At 69.0% G+C, this 17927-nt stretch carries 16 protein-coding genes and 1 pseudogene; 6 read left to right on the forward strand and 11 right to left on the reverse strand.

Annotated features, from left to right (window positions below; translation table 11 throughout):
- Window positions 1-3: 3 nt before the first annotated feature.
- From BO221_RS00810 to BO221_RS00820, 3 genes are all read right to left on the reverse strand, one after another.
- On the reverse strand, window positions 4-1389 hold the full coding sequence (locus BO221_RS00810) for a bifunctional 2-polyprenyl-6-hydroxyphenol methylase/3-demethylubiquinol 3-O-methyltransferase UbiG (protein ID WP_073558430.1): 1386 nt from the start codon (window positions 1387-1389) through the stop codon (window positions 4-6).
- Window positions 1386-1628 carry a hypothetical protein gene (locus BO221_RS00815; protein ID WP_043398644.1) on the reverse strand — a complete coding sequence of 81 codons (243 nt, stop codon included), beginning with the start codon at window positions 1626-1628 and terminating at the stop codon, window positions 1386-1388. The genes BO221_RS00810 and BO221_RS00815 overlap by 4 nt, the downstream gene beginning before the upstream one ends.
- A gap of 113 nt (window positions 1629-1741) precedes the next feature.
- On the reverse strand, window positions 1742-2698 hold the full coding sequence (locus BO221_RS00820) for a DUF808 domain-containing protein (protein ID WP_073558431.1): 957 nt from the start codon (window positions 2696-2698) through the stop codon (window positions 1742-1744).
- A 243-nt stretch (window positions 2699-2941) separates the two neighbouring features.
- Here BO221_RS00820 and BO221_RS00825 point away from each other — a divergent pair, with 243 nt between their 5' ends.
- From BO221_RS00825 to BO221_RS00845, 5 genes are all read left to right on the forward strand, one after another.
- Window positions 2942-3772: an SH3 domain-containing protein gene (locus tag BO221_RS00825; RefSeq protein ID WP_073558432.1), complete on the forward strand. Its 831-nt coding sequence runs from the start codon at window positions 2942-2944 to the stop codon at window positions 3770-3772.
- Between the two features lie 83 nt (window positions 3773-3855).
- Window positions 3856-4965: a 5'-nucleotidase gene (locus BO221_RS00830; protein ID WP_369864081.1), complete on the forward strand. Its 1110-nt coding sequence runs from the start codon at window positions 3856-3858 to the stop codon at window positions 4963-4965.
- A 39-nt stretch (window positions 4966-5004) separates the two neighbouring features.
- A complete protein-coding gene (locus tag BO221_RS00835) occupies window positions 5005-6129 on the forward strand; it encodes a hypothetical protein (protein ID WP_073558433.1) in 1125 nt (374 codons plus the stop codon).
- A gap of 111 nt (window positions 6130-6240) precedes the next feature.
- On the forward strand, window positions 6241-7767 hold the full coding sequence (locus BO221_RS00840) for a DUF2380 domain-containing protein (RefSeq protein WP_083680607.1): 1527 nt from the start codon (window positions 6241-6243) through the stop codon (window positions 7765-7767).
- A complete protein-coding gene (locus tag BO221_RS00845) occupies window positions 7764-8234 on the forward strand; it encodes an NUDIX hydrolase (RefSeq protein ID WP_073558434.1) in 471 nt (156 codons plus the stop codon). The genes BO221_RS00840 and BO221_RS00845 overlap by 4 nt, the downstream gene beginning before the upstream one ends.
- A gap of 291 nt (window positions 8235-8525) precedes the next feature.
- Here BO221_RS00845 and BO221_RS00850 read toward each other — a convergent pair whose 3' ends face one another.
- From BO221_RS00850 to BO221_RS00875, 6 genes and pseudogenes are all read right to left on the reverse strand, one after another.
- On the reverse strand, window positions 8526-9080 hold the full coding sequence (locus tag BO221_RS00850; RefSeq protein ID WP_073558435.1) for a transposase: 555 nt from the start codon (window positions 9078-9080) through the stop codon (window positions 8526-8528).
- 160 nt (window positions 9081-9240) lie between these two features.
- A complete protein-coding gene (locus BO221_RS00855) occupies window positions 9241-10737 on the reverse strand; it encodes an IS66 family transposase (protein WP_143195195.1) in 1497 nt (498 codons plus the stop codon).
- Window positions 10738-10792: 55 nt separating this feature from the next.
- Complete coding sequence (gene tnpB / locus BO221_RS00860) at window positions 10793-11191, reverse strand: IS66 family insertion sequence element accessory protein TnpB (protein WP_083680609.1); 399 nt, start codon at window positions 11189-11191, stop codon at window positions 10793-10795.
- Window positions 11188-11598, reverse strand: coding sequence for a helix-turn-helix transcriptional regulator (locus BO221_RS00865; RefSeq protein ID WP_073558437.1), 411 nt, complete (start codon window positions 11596-11598; stop codon window positions 11188-11190). The genes tnpB and BO221_RS00865 overlap by 4 nt, the downstream gene beginning before the upstream one ends.
- A gap of 48 nt (window positions 11599-11646) precedes the next feature.
- Window positions 11647-12162, reverse strand: a pseudogene (locus tag BO221_RS00870) (MotA/TolQ/ExbB proton channel family protein); the annotation flags it as partial.
- Window positions 12163-12558: 396 nt separating this feature from the next.
- Window positions 12559-13485 carry a LysR family transcriptional regulator gene (locus tag BO221_RS00875; RefSeq protein ID WP_073558438.1) on the reverse strand — a complete coding sequence of 309 codons (927 nt, stop codon included), beginning with the start codon at window positions 13483-13485 and terminating at the stop codon, window positions 12559-12561.
- A 136-nt stretch (window positions 13486-13621) separates the two neighbouring features.
- Here BO221_RS00875 and BO221_RS00880 point away from each other — a divergent pair, with 136 nt between their 5' ends.
- A complete protein-coding gene (locus tag BO221_RS00880) occupies window positions 13622-14443 on the forward strand; it encodes an alpha/beta hydrolase (RefSeq protein WP_043395317.1) in 822 nt (273 codons plus the stop codon).
- A gap of 88 nt (window positions 14444-14531) precedes the next feature.
- Here the strand turns inward: BO221_RS00880 and BO221_RS00885 are convergent, their stop codons facing one another.
- Both BO221_RS00885 and BO221_RS00890 read right to left on the reverse strand, forming a co-directional pair.
- Window positions 14532-14813, reverse strand: a complete 282-nt coding sequence (locus tag BO221_RS00885; RefSeq protein ID WP_073558439.1) for a mersacidin/lichenicidin family type 2 lantibiotic — start codon at window positions 14811-14813, stop codon at window positions 14532-14534.
- A gap of 142 nt (window positions 14814-14955) precedes the next feature.
- The gene (locus tag BO221_RS00890; RefSeq protein ID WP_073558440.1) at window positions 14956-17832 is read right to left on the reverse strand and encodes a hypothetical protein; all 2877 of its coding nucleotides are present in this window, start codon (window positions 17830-17832) and stop codon (window positions 14956-14958) included.
- Window positions 17833-17927: the final 95 nt, after the last annotated feature.

Raw genomic sequence — 17927 nt, forward strand, 5'->3', positions numbered from 1 at the left:
CTCTCAGCGGCGGCGCACGTGGCACAGCCGGCGGCGGCCCTCGTGCGTCTCCTGGACGGACACCAGCGTGCCGTGGCGCTCCAGCAGCGCCCGGAAGTTCTCCCAGGTGTAGTCGGGGTAGACGTCCGGCCTCAGGCTCAGCATCCGCCGCACCATCGAGTCCTGCTTGTCCACCCACTCCACCACGCCCTCGGGCGCCAGGGCGAAGAGCTGCTCCACCACCTGCTCCAGCGGTACGCCCGCCGTAATCCGCAGGTGGTGCACCAGCGCCAGTGCCAGCACGAAGTCCGAGCCGAGGCGATCCAGCAGCGAGCGGCGCTCCTTCAGCGCCCATCCCATGGCCGGTGTGGGGTTGGCCAGGTTGGCCACCATCGGCCACACGGACGCCCCGGCCGGCAGGCCACGGTAGAGCAGGTCGATGGCCTGCGCGTCCACGTCCACCGCCACCACCTGTGCGCCCCGGGCCCTCGCCAGCTCCGTGTACTGCCCGGTGTTGCACCCCAGGTCGAGCACCCGCGCGGGCTTCGCCTCCTCCAAGGCCCGCTCCACGAAGACGCGCTTCTGCCGCTGGTCCTCGTCCGTGTAGTTGTGGAACGCGGTGTAGCCGGACCACTCCGAGGGCGTGTTGGGCGTGCGCAAACGCTCGATGATGCGCCGCAGCCGGCGCACGTTGGCCACCAGCAGCTCCTTCGGCAGCCGGTAGTTGCTCACCGAGCCGGCCAGCGTCTCCTGCCGGCGGGCGAAGTCCCGCTCCAGGCGCGCTTGCAGCACCACGTCGCGCAGCACGCCCGGCTTGAACCAGTCGCGCAGCCGGAAGAGCCGGGCCACCTCCCGCACCGGCAGCTCGCCCATCGTGCCACGCAGCAGCGGCTGGAACTCCAGGCCCAGGTGCGCCCCGAGCAGCAGCGGGAAGAGGAAGCTGCGGCAGAACTGGCCGTAGCCCGCCCACAGCATGCCCTCCTGGTAGGGCTCGATGGAGGGAACGTCCACCAGGCGCGGCTTGCCGGCCAGGAACAGCAGGTTGAAGGAGTTGGCGTCCTTGAGCAGGAAGCCCGCGGCCAGGCAGCGCTCGAGAATCTCCAGCGTCACCAGGGCGGCGTCGCGGAGCATCTCGAAGCTCCACTCGTACGCGTAGCTGACCACGGGCACGCGCGGCTGGCGCAGCAACTGAGCCGTGCCCTCCAGGCCCGGTACCTCCACCTCCGCGGCGCGCACCCGCTCCGTCTCGAGCACCAACCCGGCCCGCGTGAGCTCCGGCATCAGGCCGCTCTCCCACGCGCGGCCCAGCGCCTCGCCCGCCTCGGGGGTCAGCGTGCGGTACACCTCATCGCGCAGATAGAAGACGCGGCCGGAGGGGTCCTTGAAGGAGCCGGGTTCGTAGGCGATCACCGGTCGCTCTTCACGTCACGCGAGTCGGAGGGAGCCGGGGCGGCGGCCGGAGGGGGCAGGGGCTTGCGGCCGAACAGCTCGGTGACGCGGCGCCAGAAGAGCTTGCCGAAGAGGGCCAGGCCCGCGAAGCCGCCGAGCAGGATTTGCAGCAGCACGCTGCCGGTGCCGGGGTCCACGTAGGCATGGGCATCCAACGACAGCAGCAGGGAGACGAGGAGCAGGGGGGCCAGGAGTCTCATCGCGCGCGAGCCTAGCAAGTCGCGCGGCCTCGTCGCTCCACGAAACGCTCCAGCCCGTCCGGGCGGCCGGCCAGCCCCCGCTGGCCAGCCTCATGGGCGGGCAGGCGTGCGACTCACCCGTGCGTCTTCGAGGCTCCAGCCTTGTCGCCCCGCTTCAGCAGGCGCTGCACCCCGAGCACCAGGAGGAGCGCCGCCGTACCGGCCACGAGGCCCACCAGGGCGTTGGCCAATGACGACGTGAGCCCCCCGAGCAGACCGCCGATGATGGACACCTGGCCCGCGTGATGGGCCAGGCCCTCGATGCCGTGGTGCAGCGTGGAGATGCCGTGCGAGATGATGCCGCCGCCGACCAGGAACATGGCCGCGGTGCCGGCGATCGACAGGCCCTTCATGAGGTACGGCGCTCCCTTCAGGAGGCCCACGCCCAGGGTGCGCTGGAAGCCGGTCCGCCGGCTGAGGAAGAGCCCCGCGTCGTCGAGCTTGACGATGCCCGCCACCAGTCCGTACACGCCCACCGTCATCAGGAGGGCCACGCCCACCAGCGCCAGCACCTGCGTCTTGAAGGGCGCGGACGCCATGACACCCAGCGAGATGACGATGATCTCCGCCGAGAGGATGAAGTCGGTGCGCACCGCGCCCTTGATCTTCTCCTTCTCGAGCGCCACCAGATCGACCTTCGGGTCCGCCAGGGCCTGGGTGAGCTCGGCGTGGTGGGCCTCGTCCTCGGCCTCGCTGTGCAGGAACTTGTGCGCCAGCTTCTCGACGCCCTCGTAACAGAGGTACAGACCGCCCAGCATCAGCAGCGGCGTGATCGCCCAGGGGATGTAAGCGCTGATGAGCAGCGCCGCGGGCACCAGGATGGCCTTGTTCACCATCGAGCCCTTGGCCACGGCCCACACCACCGGCAGCTCGCGGTCGGCGTTGACGCCCGCGACCTGCTCGGCATTGAGCGCCAGGTCATCGCCCAGCACGCCAGCCGTCTTCTTCGCGGCCACCTTGGTCATCACCGACACGTCGTCGAGGATGGTGGCGATGTCGTCGAGCAGTGCGAGAAGGCTGGATCCGGCCAAGATAGGGCTCCTTGGTTGAGGCGGTGGAACATAGAGAAGAACGGGGGCTCTGTGGGGAGAGAACGAGCACCCTCGTGGAGGAGGGCGGTGCCGGTGTGAAGAGCGCTCTCGCGGGTTGTGCGGCTCCCACATTTCCTGCAATCATGCGCTTTCTGGTTTTTCAAGGCGTCCCTGCCATGCCAGTGGAGTGAAGGGCCGTGGGACGCGCCTGCCTTCCCCGCAGTTCCCCCCATGGAGGGACGTATGAGCACCCGGAGCATGAGCGGTCATTCCTTGAAGTGGTTGGCGGTCCTGGCAGTGGTGGCGGCGGGCTGCGGCGGCGGCCAGTCGTCCGTGGAGAGCTTCGAACTGAAGGGCGTGGACGAGAGCGTGGGCAGCAGCGCCGACGCGATCACCACCTGTGTCACCGCGGGCTCCAGCCTCCAGACGACCACGGGCCTGAACCTGCGCAGCGGGCCCGGGACGTCCTACGGCATCCTCCTGACGATGCCGGGCGGTGCCATCGCCAAGGAGGCGGGCGGAGGTTGTCCCACCAGCGGTTGGTACAAGCTCACCTACAGCGGCGTGACGGGCTGGGCCTCGGGCAGCTACCTCACCCTGGTGACCACCTCCACCTCGACGCGTGACACCGCCATCGCCAAGGCGAAGAGTGGAATGGGCTTTTCGTACTGGTGGGGCCACGGCGCCTGGAACCCGGGCTCCGCCGTGGGCTCGTGCTCGGGGAATTGCCCGACCTGCACGCACAGCGGCTCGTACGGCGCGGACTGCTCCGGCTTCCTCGCCAAGGTGTGGGTGGTGCCCAGCACCAACAGCAACACGGCCGTCGACTCGCATCCCTACAGCACCGTCAGCTTCAACTCCGACACCAGCCAGTGGACGACCATCTCCCGGGACGCCCTGCTGAAGGCCGACGCGCTCGTCTACAACCAGAACGGCGCCGGCCACATCTTCCTCTACGAGTCGGGTGATGGCTGGGGCAGCATGTGGGCCTACGAGTGCAAGGGCTGCGCGGCCGGTTGCGTGTACAACCTCCGCACCGCCACCACCACGTACCACGCCATCCGTCACTTCTAGTCCCTCCGCCGTGGGGAGGGGGCGGCCGGGTGCGTGTGGCCCGGCCGCCGTTCGTTGGGGAGTGGCTGTCTTCCGAGGATGTGATGCGCGTTCGACCGGGCCTGCTCGCCCTGCTGGTGTTGCTGCTGAGTCCCCTGGTGGCGGGAGCCGCGCCCGGGAAGGCGGTGCTCCTGTTCACCGGAGACAACCGGGGAGAGATTTCCCACTGCGGCTGCGGGCAGCTGCCGGCGGGAGGGCTGGCCCGGCGCAAGACGATCCTCTCGCGCGAGCGCGCGAAGGGCGAGCCGGTGCTGGTGCTGGACGCGGGCAATGCGCTCTTCAAGACGCCCGAGCCGGAGGGTGAGCCGGGTGCACGCGAGCGCGCGGAGTTGTTGCTCGAGCAGATGGACGCGCTGGGTACCTCGGCCATGGCCGTGGGGGCGCGGGACCTGGTGCTCGGCACGGACTTCCTGAAGCAGGCCACCCGGAAGTCGAAGATGAAGGTGCTGTCGGCCAACCTCGTGGACGCGAAGGGCAAGCCGCTCTTCACGGCCTCCACGGTGGTGAAGGTGGGCCAGCTGGCGTTCGGTGTGGTGGGGCTCTCGCCCGAGGGCGAGGTGCGGCCAGGTGTGACGGGCCGGCCTCCCGCCCCCGTGGCCCTCGCCGAGGCTCGCCGGCTTCGCGAGAAGGAGCGGGTGGACGTGGTGGTGGTGCTGGCCGCGCTGCCCCTGGAGTCCGCCCAGGCGCTCGCGCGGGAGGTGGGGGATGCGGTGGACTTCGTCGTGCAGTCCCACGAGGGCCGTCTACCGGGAACGGCGCAGCGCCCCGGTCACGCCACCCTGGTGCCCTCGGGCGAGCGCGGCAGGCAATTGGGCCGCCTGGAGCTCACCGTCGCGGGGACGGGGCCGTTCGTCGATCTCGCCGAGGTGGCGAGGGCCCGGCAGGGGCTGAAGCTCCTGGACGAGAACATCCAGCGGGCTCGCGAGCGGCTGGCCGCGGCGAAGGACGAGGCGGCCCGGAAGCCGCTCGAGGAGACACTGGCCGGTTTCCTGTCCCGGCGGCAACGCCTGGAGGAGCAGGCCCGGGAGCGCCCGGTCACGGAGGGCCGTACCCAGTTGCTCTCGTTCATCCAGCTCGGGCCGGACGTGCCGGATGATCCGGAGCTGAAGGCGCGGGTGGATCGGCTCGTGGCGCAGGGTTCCCCGTCGCATTGAGCCGTGTTCATTGAAGCCGAAGCTGAAAAGGAAGAAGTCATGAAGTCGCGCAAGCGCGCTGTCGTCATCTTCGTGGGTCTTACGGTGCTCGCGCTCGGCATCGCGTTCGTGATGGCTCGTTCGGGCAGGGAGGACGGCCCGGGCTCCGCCTCGTCCACTCGAGAGCCGGCGGCCCCGGCGTCGGCCCAGGGCGGCACCGCACCCCGGTCTCCCTCTGGCGCCAGTCAGGGCAAGGCGGGGGAGGGTGCATCTCCTTCGGCGCCTTCCAACAGGGCCCCGGGAGTGATCGCCGAGCTGGGCTGGGGCAGTGGTTCCTCGCAGCTCGGGCGCGACCGTCCCCAGGAAGCCAACCCCGAGGCGCCCATGTCGCTGGCGGTGACGCCGCTCGGGGACGTCGTGGTGCTGGATCAGCTCAATGGACGGCTCGTCCGCATCGGCCAGGACGGCAAGGTGCTCGGGACCACGCCCATCACCCAGCAGACGCCCCAGGACGTCACCGTGGCCAGGGACGGCACGATGCTGGTGATGGATCGGCTGCGGGACAAATCCGTGGCCATCATCGACCCCGAGACGGGCACGCTCCGTGGAGAATTGCCGCTGCAAGGCCAGGGCATCCCGGAGGTGGGTGGCATCACCGGCACCTTCGTGGATGGGGACTCGGTGTACGTCGAGCGCGAGCACGGCGCGCTGGTGCGCATCGGCGATCTCTCGGGCACGGCCGACACCACGCGCCCGGAGGTTCCGGGCCGTCCCACCCGGGATGGCCGCTCGTACATCCTCGCGGCCATCATCGAAAGGCCGAGTGGGCGCCTGCTGGTCAACGCCGTCGATCGCCAGACGAACCAGCAGCGCTACACCCGCGAGTACCGGGTGCAGTTCCCGCTGATGTACATCACGCTGCTCGACTCCGACCGCTCGGGTGTCATCTACCTGGGAGTGGCCGGTGAGCTGCCCACGGGCAAGGCGAGCCCCGCTTCCGAGCCCGGCGTGCGGCTCTTCTGTCTGGATCCACTCGACGGGAAGGTGCTGGGCCAGGCGGACCTGCCGCTCAACACCATGCCCGAGGAGACGTTCCGGGACTTCGCCGTCCTGGACGAGGGAGGCGTCGTCTACCAGTACCGCACCGAGGCCGGTGTCTCGCTGCGGCGCGCGGACTGCCGGTAGCCGGCGAGCACCCGCCACGCGAGGCGGCGGGTGCTTCCTCCCGAGGCGTGCATAGGTGGTCTCGTGTCGCAGAACGCACACGGATTTGGACCGTGGACCTGGGAGTGGACAATGAGGGCCGACTCGCTCCGGGCCGTGTGGGCGGGCCTGCTGCTCGCCTTGTCGCTGCTGTCCACTGGCTGTGCCTCGCTGACGCCACCACCCGGCCAGGGGACGAGCTTGCGTTACGCACCTCGCGAGGCCACGGTACCTGCCTCGACTCAGGGGCTGGGTGTCGAGTCTCCGCGCCTCCTCGTCTCAACGTCTGAGGCCGAGGCACCGGAGCGGCTACACCGGCGCCGGGCCTCCCGTGTGGTGACGGCGGTGAGCCCGAACAGCGCGGAAAGGGAGGCGCGGCAACGCGCCCTCGCGGCCCAGTTGGCGTTTCGCGGTGCCGTTCTCGACGTGTCGGGCTCCACCCGTCGCATTTCCGGCGAGCTCGCCCGGCTCAAGGTCAGTGGCCGGGGCCTCGCCAGCGCAGACGGTGTCTTCCTCCGCTATGCCGATTACGGCACCGAGCAACTGCGGTGGATTGACGCCCAGCTCGTCGCCGCCACCCGGCTGGCCAACGCCGCTGCGGAGGTGGAGGAGCCGGACCTGCAACTCGCCCTGCTGCGCGTGGCCGGCCCACGGCTGGAAGCCGCCATGGTGGGCTCGCTCTTGCTCTCCGTCTGGCTCGATTTCCTCAACCTCGCGGACGTCGCGCTCAGACAACACTTCTACTCGGTGGAGACGCTCTTCGCGGACATGTGGCGCTGGCAGGAGACGCTTGAGCCCGCAATGAGGGCACTCTCCTCTCGGGAGCACGAGCAGATGGAGGCGGCGGCGCAAGACGTACCTCCGCTGGTAGGCCACCTCACGGAGGAATTCGCGGCCACCGTGGAAAGAATGCGAGTGGGGGCGGAAAACCTCCAGAAGGTGCTGGTGCTCAAGGAAGCCATCGAGACTGTCACGATGCTCTCGACGATGAGGTTTTCGCTGCCCTCGGTGCCTCCGTCCGCTCCCGCCCTGGCCGGAATTGGCCTGGCGGTGGGCGGCGACGGCGTGATGATGGGCGCGCGGATGGTCGTGTCCGCCGAGTGGGTGGAGATGGTGCGCCAGTTGGTGCGCGCGGGCGTCCTCTCCCTGCCCGTCGTCAGCGCCGCCGTGCGGATTCAGGCGGGCCAGGTGATGCTGGCGCAGGCGCACGGCGAGCTGCCGCGGGGCGTGCGCGAGGCGCTGGGCGATGGGCCCGAGGTGGGGGCCATGCACGAGACGGGCAAAGCGGGGGCTGGCATGGCCGAGCCACCGCGGCACCACGTCATGCCGAAAGAGTTCCGCGAGTGGTTCGAGAAGCGCGGCTTCACTGGCGAGATGGACATTGACGAGTTCTGCGTCAAGTTGGAGCAGGCGCACCACGAGGCCATTCACGGCGGTGGAAACTGGAAGCTGGGCCGCACCTGGCCGCGTGAATGGAACCGGATGATCATGAAGGCGTTGCACGAAGCCGAGGCCGACGTTGGCCGGATGTTGACGCGGAATGAGATCCTGAAGATCGTCGCGAAGGCCATGGAGGACTACTACATCCCGATGAATTTCATCCCCTGGAGAGGGCCATGAGCGACGGACATCCTTGGCAGGGCAACTGGGTGACACGCCTGTACGAGCGGGTCCGCGAGCGGGGTTACGACTCGCTCACTGCCTTCGCTGATGCGCACCCCACCATGCCGCTGCACATGCTTGCCAAGGAACTGGGCAAGGACGACATCGCTGGGGTGCAAGTCTTGGAGGGGCTGCTCGCCGAGGCGGAGCGGCGCAAGCAGGTCACTCGTTTTGTGCGCGATCTATTCGTGCGCCTGTGGGCCCAGAGCGTCCCCGAGGGATGGCCGGCAGTGATGGACGACGCCAACCGTTTCAAGGTTGCCGAGGCATTTGGCCGCTGGTCCTCGTACACTCCTGAAACGCATGAGGAGCGTGTTGGGAATGCCAGGGCCGCACTCCGCGCCGCGCCACCACCGCCCGGCTGGCGTCCCCTCGGGCCCGACGACGAGTTGTTGCGCACGCTCCTGCCCGACGAGGAGGTCTGAACCTCTCCCGCTCAACACCATGCCCGAGGAGACGTTCCGGGACTTCGCCGTCCTGGACGAGGGAGGCGTCGTCTACCAGTACCGCACCGAGGCCGGTGTCTCGCTGCGGCGCGCGGACTGCCGTTAGGGTTTACGGCGTGCCACGGCTTTTCCGTGGCACGCCGGTACATCGTCCTGGCTAGGAGCTTGTCGGCGAATCGGCCAGAGGTACGGTAACGCGTAGCGGGCGCCATATGGCGCCCCAGGTGCAGAGGCCGTGGAGCCGCGACCGCCGTGCGGCGACCTGCTCCGCTACGCCGCCTGCGCGGCCAGGCTGGGCAGTTCCCACCCCAGCTTCCACAACTTCTTCAGGTTGTGGACGGCACACGCCAGCGAGAATTCCCCTTGCACCTTGGTGAGGCCCCGCAGAGAGAAGCGCGGCAGGATTCCGTTCTTCACCTGCCCAATCACCGGCTCGGCTGTCACCTTGCGCCGCGCGTATGCCTTGCGCCCCCGCTTCGTCAAAACCTTGCGCTTCATGCGCTCCTTGAAGCTCAGGCCAGCCGGCGGGCGCCCTCGCGGGGCAGGCGGTGCCTGCTCCCCATGCTTGCTGCGCCCGGTGGCGATGAAGCACTCCACACCCTTGTCCTCTACCTTCTCAATGTCCTCCTTGCACAGGTAGCCCGTATCCGCGCTCAGCTCCTCGGGCACCAATCCCGTGTTGGCCTCCACCTGCTCCACCATGGGCGTCAGCTGGCGTGCATCGCTGGCGCTCTGCCCCACCTGCTGCGCCACTATCAATTGCGTGTCCGCGTCCGCCGCTACCTGTGCGTTGTAGGACTGCTGGAAGGCACCTGCCCGAGGCATGATTCTCGAGTCCGGGTCGGTGAAATGTAAATGCTCGCCGAGCCCCGTGGTCGAGGAGCTTGACGACGAGCGCGGGGCATGAGGGAGCGCTCACCGCGGTGCGACAGCCAGCGCGGCGCCCGGTCAGCTCAAGACAGGTGGGAATGAGTGCCGTGGCGAGTCAGCCCGCAGCGGACTGCGCGAGCTGGTTGGGCAGGGGAATCGCTTCCCCGCGCAGGGCCGCCAGCGCGGCCTCTCGCAGGTAGCGCTTGGGGTCCACCCCGCCCAGCTTCGCCGTCTCCATCAGGCTGTAGTAGAGGGCCGCCACCTCGGTGCCACGCCGGCTCCGGCTGCCGTAGTGGTTCTTGCGCCCCAGCGCCAGCCCGCGCATGGCGCGCTCGGTGGCCCCATTGTCCAGCGGCACCCGCGGGTCCGTCAGAAACCGCGTCAGCCCCGTCCACCGGTTGCTCATGTATTTGATTGCCTGGCCCAGCGCCGACTGGGGCAATGCGCGCTGCTCGCACGCCCACTGGTGCAGCCGCTCGATGATGGTACGACTCTTGTGCTGTCGCAGCTCCAGCAGGCGCTCCAGGCTCTCGGGTCCCTCCTTGTACTCGCGCTCCACTGCGTACAGCCCGGCAATCATCTCCAGAGCCTCTTCGGCCTGGGGGAAGGCCTCCACGCACTCCACGTACTTGCGCCGCGCGTGCATCCAGCAGTTCACCAGGGTCAGCTTCCCCCCGGAGCCCGCGGCGGCGCTCTCGTAGGTGCTCAGCCCATCCACCATGAGGATTCCGCCATAATCCTGGAGCATGTTGCGCGCGGCCTCGGTGTCCCGGCCCTCCTGTATCCGGTACACCACTGCGTCGGGGGCGCACAGCGCCCAGGCGTGCCAGCGCGTCTGGCTCTTGCTGCCCAGCAGCGGCCAGCGCGTCTCGTCTCCCCCCAGAATCTCGCGCGTCAGCAGCGCCGCGTGCAGCGCCTCGTGCGCGGGCGACAGCAACCGCGCCAGCGCGTCAATCTGGTCCCAGAGTGTCTGGCTGTCCACCACCAGCCCCTCGCGCTCCATGCTTCCCACCTGCCGCTCCAGGGGCATGTGGTCGAGGTACTTGGCCACGGCCACCTCCACGGCGAAGTCCACGGAGTAGCGCCCACCGGCCTGGAGCTTGGGCGGGCCCAGGGCCGTCTCCACGCACCCGCCGCAGCCGCAGCGATACTTCTGGCGCTTGTGGCGGCGCAGCACGAAGCGCCGCTCCACCACGTCCACCTCCTCGGCCTCCTCGTAGCAGCCCTTCATCTGCGCCAGCGCCCCGCCGCACTTGGGACACTGCTTGTCGGGCTCCTCCAGCGTGTGTTCCACCTCCAGCGTCGGCAGCGTGGGCTGGGCGCGCGGGCCGTGGCCGTGCGTGGGCGGCTCGGGTTTGTTCCCCTCGTCCTGCTCGCGCTGGGGGCGCTTCTCGCTGGAGCGGCCAAACAGCTCGCCGGTGCGCTGCGCGAGCTGCCGCTCCAACTCCTGCAAACGCAGCTGCAACTCCTCGGCGTCCTTGCCCTGGGCGCTCATCAGCTTGCGCGTGAGCTCCACCACGCGCGCCACCAGGCGTCTGTTTTCCGCCTCCAACAGGAGGGCCGCCTGGCGCAGCCTCTCCACGTCCTTCTCCGTCGTAAGCTGGAAGCTCATGCGCGGGTAGTGCCATGCCAGCACCCGCCCGCGCAAGTAGTGCGCGCGGCATGACTCACGAAGTCACCGCCCCAGCGTCCTCCGGCTGGAAGAGCGGCGCCAGCGTGTACGGCGCGGGCGACAGCGGCGCTCGTCCCACCAGCTCGCTGCCCTCCAGAAACAGGGCCAACTCCGACACCGTCAGCACCAGCGGCGGCTTGTCGCTCTCTGGCTGCCACAGCGGCGCGAAGCGTCCTTTCTCCAGCCGCTTGGCGTACAGGCACAGCCCGGTGCCGTCCCAGAAGAGCGCCTTGGCCCTCTTCCTGTCCCGTCCCACGAAGAGGAAGACGTCGCCCGAGAGGAAGTCGCGGCCCAGTGCCTGCGTCACCAGCCCGCTCAGCGCGTCGTAGCTCTTGCGCATGTCGCACGGCTGCCCGTAGGCGTACACCGCGAGCCTGCGCGTGGAGCCAATCACAGCAGCCCTCGCAGCAACCTCACCGCGTCCTCAACGCACAGGCCCTCTACCCGTACTCCTCCGGGCCCGTGCGCCACCAGCCCTCCTCTTCTGGCCTCGGGGCGCGCGTCCTTCACCTCCACGGGGACCAGCGCTGCCCTCGCGGGCTCCTCATGAGTGGCACGGCGAGCTGCGCTGCCCCAGCGGCTGAGCGTCCAACTGCTCACGCCCAACTCCTTCGCCGCTTCCTCCCTGCTCGCCCCCTGTTGCTGGCGCGCTCGCATGTACGCCACCGCTTCCTGTCTCTGCTCCTGCGTGTAGCGCGTACGCGGGCCCACTTCGCCCCGCTCGAGTACCTGCCGCCGGAACTTCTCCGCCTGCTCCTTCATTTCCATCGCTTCCTCCTCCTTCACGGGGGCGACGGACATGCTCACGCCTCTGCTCTCGCGTCACGACGGGCTCGGGCGAGGATTTACGGCGATACCGGCGGAGATGGTCCCCAGACCACCCGCACCAGCTGCCGCCATGAGTTGGAAGGCGTTCACGATACCCATCGTGGTGCCCAGCAGACCCACGAACGGGGCCGTGGAGCCCACCGTGGCCAGCACGCCCAGGCCGCGCTTGAGGCTCTGCACCTCACGCTGCGCCTGGCGCTCCAGGGCGCGCGCCACCGACTCCACCGCCACTTCCTTGTCGGAAGGGCTGATGCGGTACGCGGTCAGGCCGGAGCCGATCACGCGGCCCAGGTGGCCGATCTCCTTGCCCATGTTGGTGTTGGCGGCCTGCTGCAGATCGCCCTCGGCCAGGATGGCGCCCATCTTGGCCGCGAAGTTGCGCGAGTCCTTGCGCGTCTTACGGAAGACGATGATGCGCTCGGCCATCACCACCAACGACGCGACGGACATGAGCGCCAGGGCGAAGATGATGCCCCGGGCGAAAGGACCCGTGGATTGCCAGATGCCAGCAAGCGTGAAATGAGCGGAATGATCCATGGCGTGGATGCGCTCCTCCTCGAGCGGGGTAGGGGACTGACACCGCTCAACCTACGGAGTCGGGGAGGGCCGGTGGTCTTGGGCGCTCCATTTCTGTGTCATGGCCGCGTCATGGGGCCTGTCCGGTGACTCGAACTGTGCGGCGAGGAAGCCACCATCGACGGGCAGAGGGTCCCCGCCTCCTCGTGCCCTTCGCTGGGTGCGTCCTCCTCGGGGATGTGATGTTCGCCCGGAAGCTGCTCATTCCCTACGTGCGCCGGGTGCTCGTCCTGCTCCGCTTTGGACGGATGCGCCTGTGTCTGCCTGGGATTCCCCTGGCGCTCGGCGCCCGCGGCGAGGTGTCGCTGGTGGCGGCGCAGCCTCGCATTCGTACTCGCTGGTGCGGAGCCTCCTCCTCTACCGATCCGCCCGGAACCGCTGCGCGAGCTTCTCCTGCTTGAAGTGGGCCGCGAGCAGCTCGATGAACACGCGAACCCGCGCGGGCAGCAGGCGCTGGCTCGAGAAGTAGACGAGCAAGGGGCCGCCGTCGGCGTACCACTCCGGGAGCACGCGGATGGCCGTGCCGCGCTCCACATCCGCCAGCACCTGCGAGGTCGGCAGCAGCGCCACGCCCATGCCGCCGCGGACCGCCGCGGCCATCGCGTCCACCTCGCTCAGCAAGATGGCCGGCTTCGGGTCGACGAGGGCCTCGGTGCCGTCGCGGTTCCGCATCGTCCAGACCCGTGGCTTGCCCGTGCGCGGCGAACGGAACGCGATCACCTGGTGATGGGCCAGCTCCTCCGGCGTCTTCGGCGTGCCGTGCTTCTTGAGGTACTCCTTGGACGACACCGCGATGATGTGGATGCGCGCCAGCTCCCGCGCGACGAGCCCCGCGCTCAGCTCCAACCCGGCGCCCACCGCGACGTCATAACCCTCGGCGATGAGATCCACCTGCCGGTTCTCGAAGTGCCACTCGGGAAGTACGCGAGGGCAGGCCTCCCGGTAGGGCTTCAAGACGGGCAGCACGTACTCGCGCCCGAACGCTGGAGCGAGGCTCAGCTTGAGCGTCCCCGTCGGTTCGAGTCTCTCGCTCGAGACGCGTGTGAGTGCCTCCTGCAGCGTGTGCAGACTCCCCGCCACGTCAGCGAACAGGTGCTCACCCGCCTCGGTCAGCTTGAGCTTGCGTGTGGTGCGCTGGAACAGGCGCACCCCCAGCGAGTCCTCGAGCCTGGCGACGCTCTTGCTCACCGCCGCGGGCGTCAGGACGAGCTTTCGCGCAGCCGCGGAGAAGCTGCCCAGCTCGGCGCTGCGTACGAAGGCTTCGATGGCTGAAAGGGGTTCCACGCACTTGCTCCCTATCTTCAACTTCGGGTTGAAGGTGATTGTCGCAACCTGTTCCTACCGGAGGAAATGGCGAATGCACATACTCCTCTCATCAACGCGACACGAACTTCGCGGCACCGGAGAGAGAGAGAAAGCCATGGAGACCACCGGCAAGAACAATTCCCCCGACACCATCGTCCTCATTCACGGCCTTTGGGTGACGCCCCGTAGCTGGGAGAACTGGGTGAAGTTCTACGAAGCCCGTGGGTACAAGGTGCTGGCGCCCACCTACCCGGGGATGGAGGGTGAAGTGGACGGCCTGCGCAAGGACTCCTCGCCGATTGCCGAGCTGAGCGTGCAGAAGGTGGTGGACCACTACGCGAGCATCATCGAGGCGCTCCCCTCCAAGCCCATCCTCATCGGCCACTCGTTCGGCGGCACGGTGGTGCAGCTCCTGCTCGACCGGGGATTGGGTGCAGCGGGGGTGGTGATTGATTCGGCGCCGGTGAAGGGGGTGCTGCGGGTGCCGCTGACTCAAGTGCGTTCGACGTTCCCCGTGCTCAAGAATCCGGCGAACGTGAAGCGCGCGGTGCCGTTCACCCACGAAGAGTTCCACTACGCCTTCACCAACACGCTGAGCGAGGAGGAGAGCCGGGAGGCGTATGAGCGCTACGCCGTCGCCGCGCCGGGCCGAATCCTCTTCGAAGGCGCGACCATCAACTTGAACCCGAACACCGCCGCGAAGGTGGACTTCCACAAGGAAGACCGAGCGCCCCTCTTCTTCATCGCCGGAGAGCACGACCACATCATGCCCGCGGCACTCAACCGCGATAACGCCAGGAAGTACCGGAGCGGCATCGTCGCCTTCCGCGAGTTCGCTGGCCGCGACCACTTCATCGTCGGGGAGAAGGGCTGGGAAGAGGTCGCCACCGCTGCGCTCGAGTGGGCGCGGAATCCGCAGCCGGTCCCGATGCAGTAGCACGTGCCCCAGCGAATCCTCGGAGTCCAGGCGGGCCGTCCACCTTGGGAGTGGGCGGCCCGCAGCGTTTCCCGAGGCCGTCTGGCCGCTAGACGCGCGCCGCGAACTGCTGCGGGTTGATGCGGATGTCCTGCTCCCAGAAGGGGCAGAACAGCGAGGGGCATGCGTCCACCGCACTGAGCCGGATGATGCGGATGTTCCCGATGACCACGGGGTCCAGGCCACCCCCTCCGACCGCCTGTCCCAACGTGCCCTCGTCCAACTCCGTCACGCCGGCCGGGTGCTCCGGCAACTCCGCCCGCTGCTCGGGCGACAGACTCGCCCGGTACGCCGGGTCCTTCCAGGCCCGGATGATGCTCTCCTTGTTCATGTCGTCCGTCCTCCTGCGGGGCCGCGCTCACACGGCCATCCAGATGGAGTTCCCGGGCGCTGTCCGTGACACGAGGGCCAGCACGCTCCCTGGGTTCTCTGGCCTCGTCTGCCAATAGCGGTGCAGGGGCCGGCCCGGGGGCTCAGCTCTCGGGGTGGTAGAGCGCCCAGAGCATGGCCGCCGCCGCCGCGTCGTCCACCTGTCCCGTCTGGCCGCCGAAGAGGTCGACGTTCAGCTCGCGGGCGCGCTCCAGGAGCTGCTGGGGACTGTCCGACGTGGCCACGGCATCCGCCATGCTGGGGTTGGCGATCGCGCCGGCCACGAATGAGAAGGTCCCCTTGGCGACCTCCTCCGAGAGGTTGGCCTGGAACTCCTCGCCCAGCCGTCCCCCTTGCGTGAACAGCCGCCAGGTCTCGCCCATGTCGCCGCCAGGAGGCACGACGGCGTCCCAGGGAACGACGCCCGCCGCCACGCCGACGACGAAGGCCTTGAGCACCTCGGACTGCACGCTCGGGTCCGCCGCGAAGAACTGCTCGCGTCTGGCGGGGTCACCGAGCAGGCCCGCCATCTGCGAGAGCCCCGAGTCGGCCATGGCGCCCGCCACCGTGGCGCCTCCCGTGATGAGGGCCTGCGCCGCCGGGCTCAGGTTCTGGAGGCGCTGGGTCAGGTGCGTGCCGAGCGCTGGAATCATGGCGGAGGCCAGGCTGGCGCCCGCGTTGGCGGCGCTCACCAGGGCCAGCTCGCCCATGTTGAAGTTGCTGAAGCCTCCGTTGCGCACCACCTGATCGCGGCCATTCAAGAAGCCACCCACCATGCCGTTGGCGACCGCCGCGCCCGCCGGACCTCCCAGCGCCATGCCCAGGCTGTTCGCGCTCGCCGACAACACCAGCTCCGCGGTGCCCTTCACGAAGTCGATCTGGCCCTGGATGTTCTGGCCCTGGCCCTGGATGTGGTGGGCGAAGCCCTGCACGTTGTCGAAGTACGCACGGTGCTGCAGCGTCCCCAGCACCAGGCTGTTGGCGATGAGCTGTGGATCCGTCTCGGTGCGCACCTGTGCCGCCAACTCCCTGAGCTGGTCACCGCTCATCTGCGCGAACTCCGGCAGGCGTGCGTTCTCGATGGGGTTGCCCCACAGCGTGGTGATGATGCCCGACAGGACTGGGTCGGCGCCGTACTGGCCCAGGTCCGGGTTGCCCGTGGACTCCACGGTCGTGGCCAGATCCTCCAGGCGGGTGGCCACCGCTTCGGCGCTCAGGGGGTTGGGCACCAGCGCCGCCACGGAGGCCGCGGTCACGGGCTGAGGCAGGTGTGCCAGCTCCGGAAACTCGGCCATCAGCTCGGCGGGCACCTGGGCATTCGGAGCCACCTGCGAGGGGTCCACCCCGCCAATGAGCTGCTGGGCGGAGGTGGCCGCGTAACGGGCGAAGTCTCCGTCGTAGTGGTTGGCCATCCCGGTATCCAGCGTGGGCTGGGTCATCAGGAAGCGCACCACGTCCATCGTGGTCCCGGACGCCGCGGCATCGCCGAGCATCCGCTGCCCGCCCGGAGAGGCCAGGAAGGTGTCCCACTGGGCGGCGTCCGCGGCGGGGTCCGCGGGGTTGCGCACCGTGGCCATGTAGTCGGAGAGCGCGCCGCGCAGGGCGTCGTCCTGGAGCAGCGAGCTCACCTGGGGGTAGTTCAGGATGTTGGCCACCATGGCGTCGGTCGCGGGCGTGCGCGCGCTGGACACCGTGTTCAGCAGGGTGGTCACCACCTCGCGGTTGCCGACCGGGTCGCCCACCGGCGTGTCGCCGTTGATGAGCGGGTGGATGAAGGCCCGCATGTTCTCCGGGCCCACCCGGGTCAGGAGCGCCTGCGCGGCGGCGGGGCTGCTGGCGGCCGTGTACGCGGCCGCGTTCATCATCAGGGTGCTGGTGGGACTGGTGGGGTCGAGCGACGCGGCGTTGGCCTGCAGGGTGAGCGCCGCGTGGGTCCTCAGCTCGTCGGAGGGCACCTGTCCCAGCAGCTTCCCCAACGAGGTGGGATCCCTCCAGGCGCCCCCGCCCGGATAGGCCATGCCCCGCGCGGGATCCAACAGCGCGTCCAGGTGCGTGTTGTCGATCAGTCCCGACTCATAGGCGGAGGCCAGGCTGTCCGTGACCAGGTTCATCTCCTCCGGGGGGAGGCTCTCCCCCAGATCGCCCATCTCGCCCAGGATCTCGGTGACCTCTCCCGGATCGCGCTCCATCAGGCAGCGCATGAAGTAGTCGCGCTCGGGGCCCTCGGGCATCGTCGCCAGGGCGTCCACGACGTCCCAGCAGTCGGAGGCGTCGTTGGCCTGCGATGAGATCTCCTCCGCACGGGCCTCGCTCACGCCCGCGGGAACCATCTCGTCGGCCACCTGGCGCGAGGCCAGGCGCTGCAGGCCCATGTCCTGGATGAGCGCGTCACGCTGGGCTCCAGGAGGCACGGAGAAGAGGCGCTGGAGGTTCTGCTGCGAGACGGCCTGCGGATTCGTGTACTCCGGGTGCGCGGCGTTCCAGGCCTTCAAGCTCGGGTATGTGCGCGTGGGCTCATTGGGGTCCACCACCGAGCCATTCGGATGCTGCACCACCGCGTGGCCCACGGGATCCGTCGAGTCGGCCAGCAGCACCACCTGATCGCCCGGGCGGGCCAGCTCATAGGCCTCCTCCAGGCAGTTGCTCCGCCCATCGTCGAGCACCTCGTTGCGCAGCGTGGAGGCACCCGAGCTCGTGCTCGGACGCGCCTGCTGGGCCTGCTGCGCCTGCCGTGCCTGCGCCTGTGTCTGCTGCCCCGTCCGCTGCGCCTGGGTCTGCTGCGCCTGGACCTGCTGGGGGAGGCGCGGCGGCGGTGGCGGCGCCTCGAGCGCGACGGGGGCGCGGGGCGGTGCACTGAAGGAATCGACGGGGGCCCGGTTCACGTGGGGGGCGGGCTGGGGAGCGGGCTGCGAAGCCGGGCGTGCGTTGTTCGTGCTCGAGGTCTTCTGCGGTACGGAGGGCGGTCGAGAGAAGATGCGCATCGCTGGATCTCCATGGAAAGCAGGATTTTCATTTTCGCTCAAAATGCTGCCGGATTGCACCTCCCTCTTCTGAAATGCAGGCTCCGCGGCTGACG

The organism is Archangium sp. Cb G35 (assembly GCF_001896145.1).
GTDB lineage: Bacteria > Myxococcota > Myxococcia > Myxococcales > Myxococcaceae > Archangium > Archangium violaceum.

Coding starts and splice junctions, on each gene's coding strand:
- BO221_RS00855 (WP_143195195.1), bottom strand. CDS start 10,737: ATGAGCTTCCAGCTTACGACGGAGAAGGACGTGGAGAGGCTGCGCCAG.
- BO221_RS00840 (WP_083680607.1), top strand. CDS start 6,241: ATGAGGGCCGACTCGCTCCGGGCCGTGTGGGCGGGCCTGCTGCTCGCC.
- BO221_RS00815 (WP_043398644.1), bottom strand. CDS start 1,628: ATGAGACTCCTGGCCCCCCTGCTCCTCGTCTCCCTGCTGCTGTCGTTG.
- BO221_RS00830 (WP_369864081.1), top strand. CDS start 3,856: ATGCGCGTTCGACCGGGCCTGCTCGCCCTGCTGGTGTTGCTGCTGAGT.
- BO221_RS00850 (WP_073558435.1), bottom strand. CDS start 9,080: ATGCCTCGGGCAGGTGCCTTCCAGCAGTCCTACAACGCACAGGTAGCG.
- BO221_RS00865 (WP_073558437.1), bottom strand. CDS start 11,598: ATGTCCGTCGCCCCCGTGAAGGAGGAGGAAGCGATGGAAATGAAGGAG.
- BO221_RS00845 (WP_073558434.1), top strand. CDS start 7,764: ATGAGCGACGGACATCCTTGGCAGGGCAACTGGGTGACACGCCTGTAC.
- BO221_RS00890 (WP_073558440.1), bottom strand. CDS start 17,832: ATGCGCATCTTCTCTCGACCGCCCTCCGTACCGCAGAAGACCTCGAGC.
- BO221_RS00825 (WP_073558432.1), top strand. CDS start 2,942: ATGAGCACCCGGAGCATGAGCGGTCATTCCTTGAAGTGGTTGGCGGTC.
- BO221_RS00885 (WP_073558439.1), bottom strand. CDS start 14,813: ATGAACAAGGAGAGCATCATCCGGGCCTGGAAGGACCCGGCGTACCGG.
- BO221_RS00880 (WP_043395317.1), top strand. CDS start 13,622: ATGGAGACCACCGGCAAGAACAATTCCCCCGACACCATCGTCCTCATT.
- BO221_RS00835 (WP_073558433.1), top strand. CDS start 5,005: ATGAAGTCGCGCAAGCGCGCTGTCGTCATCTTCGTGGGTCTTACGGTG.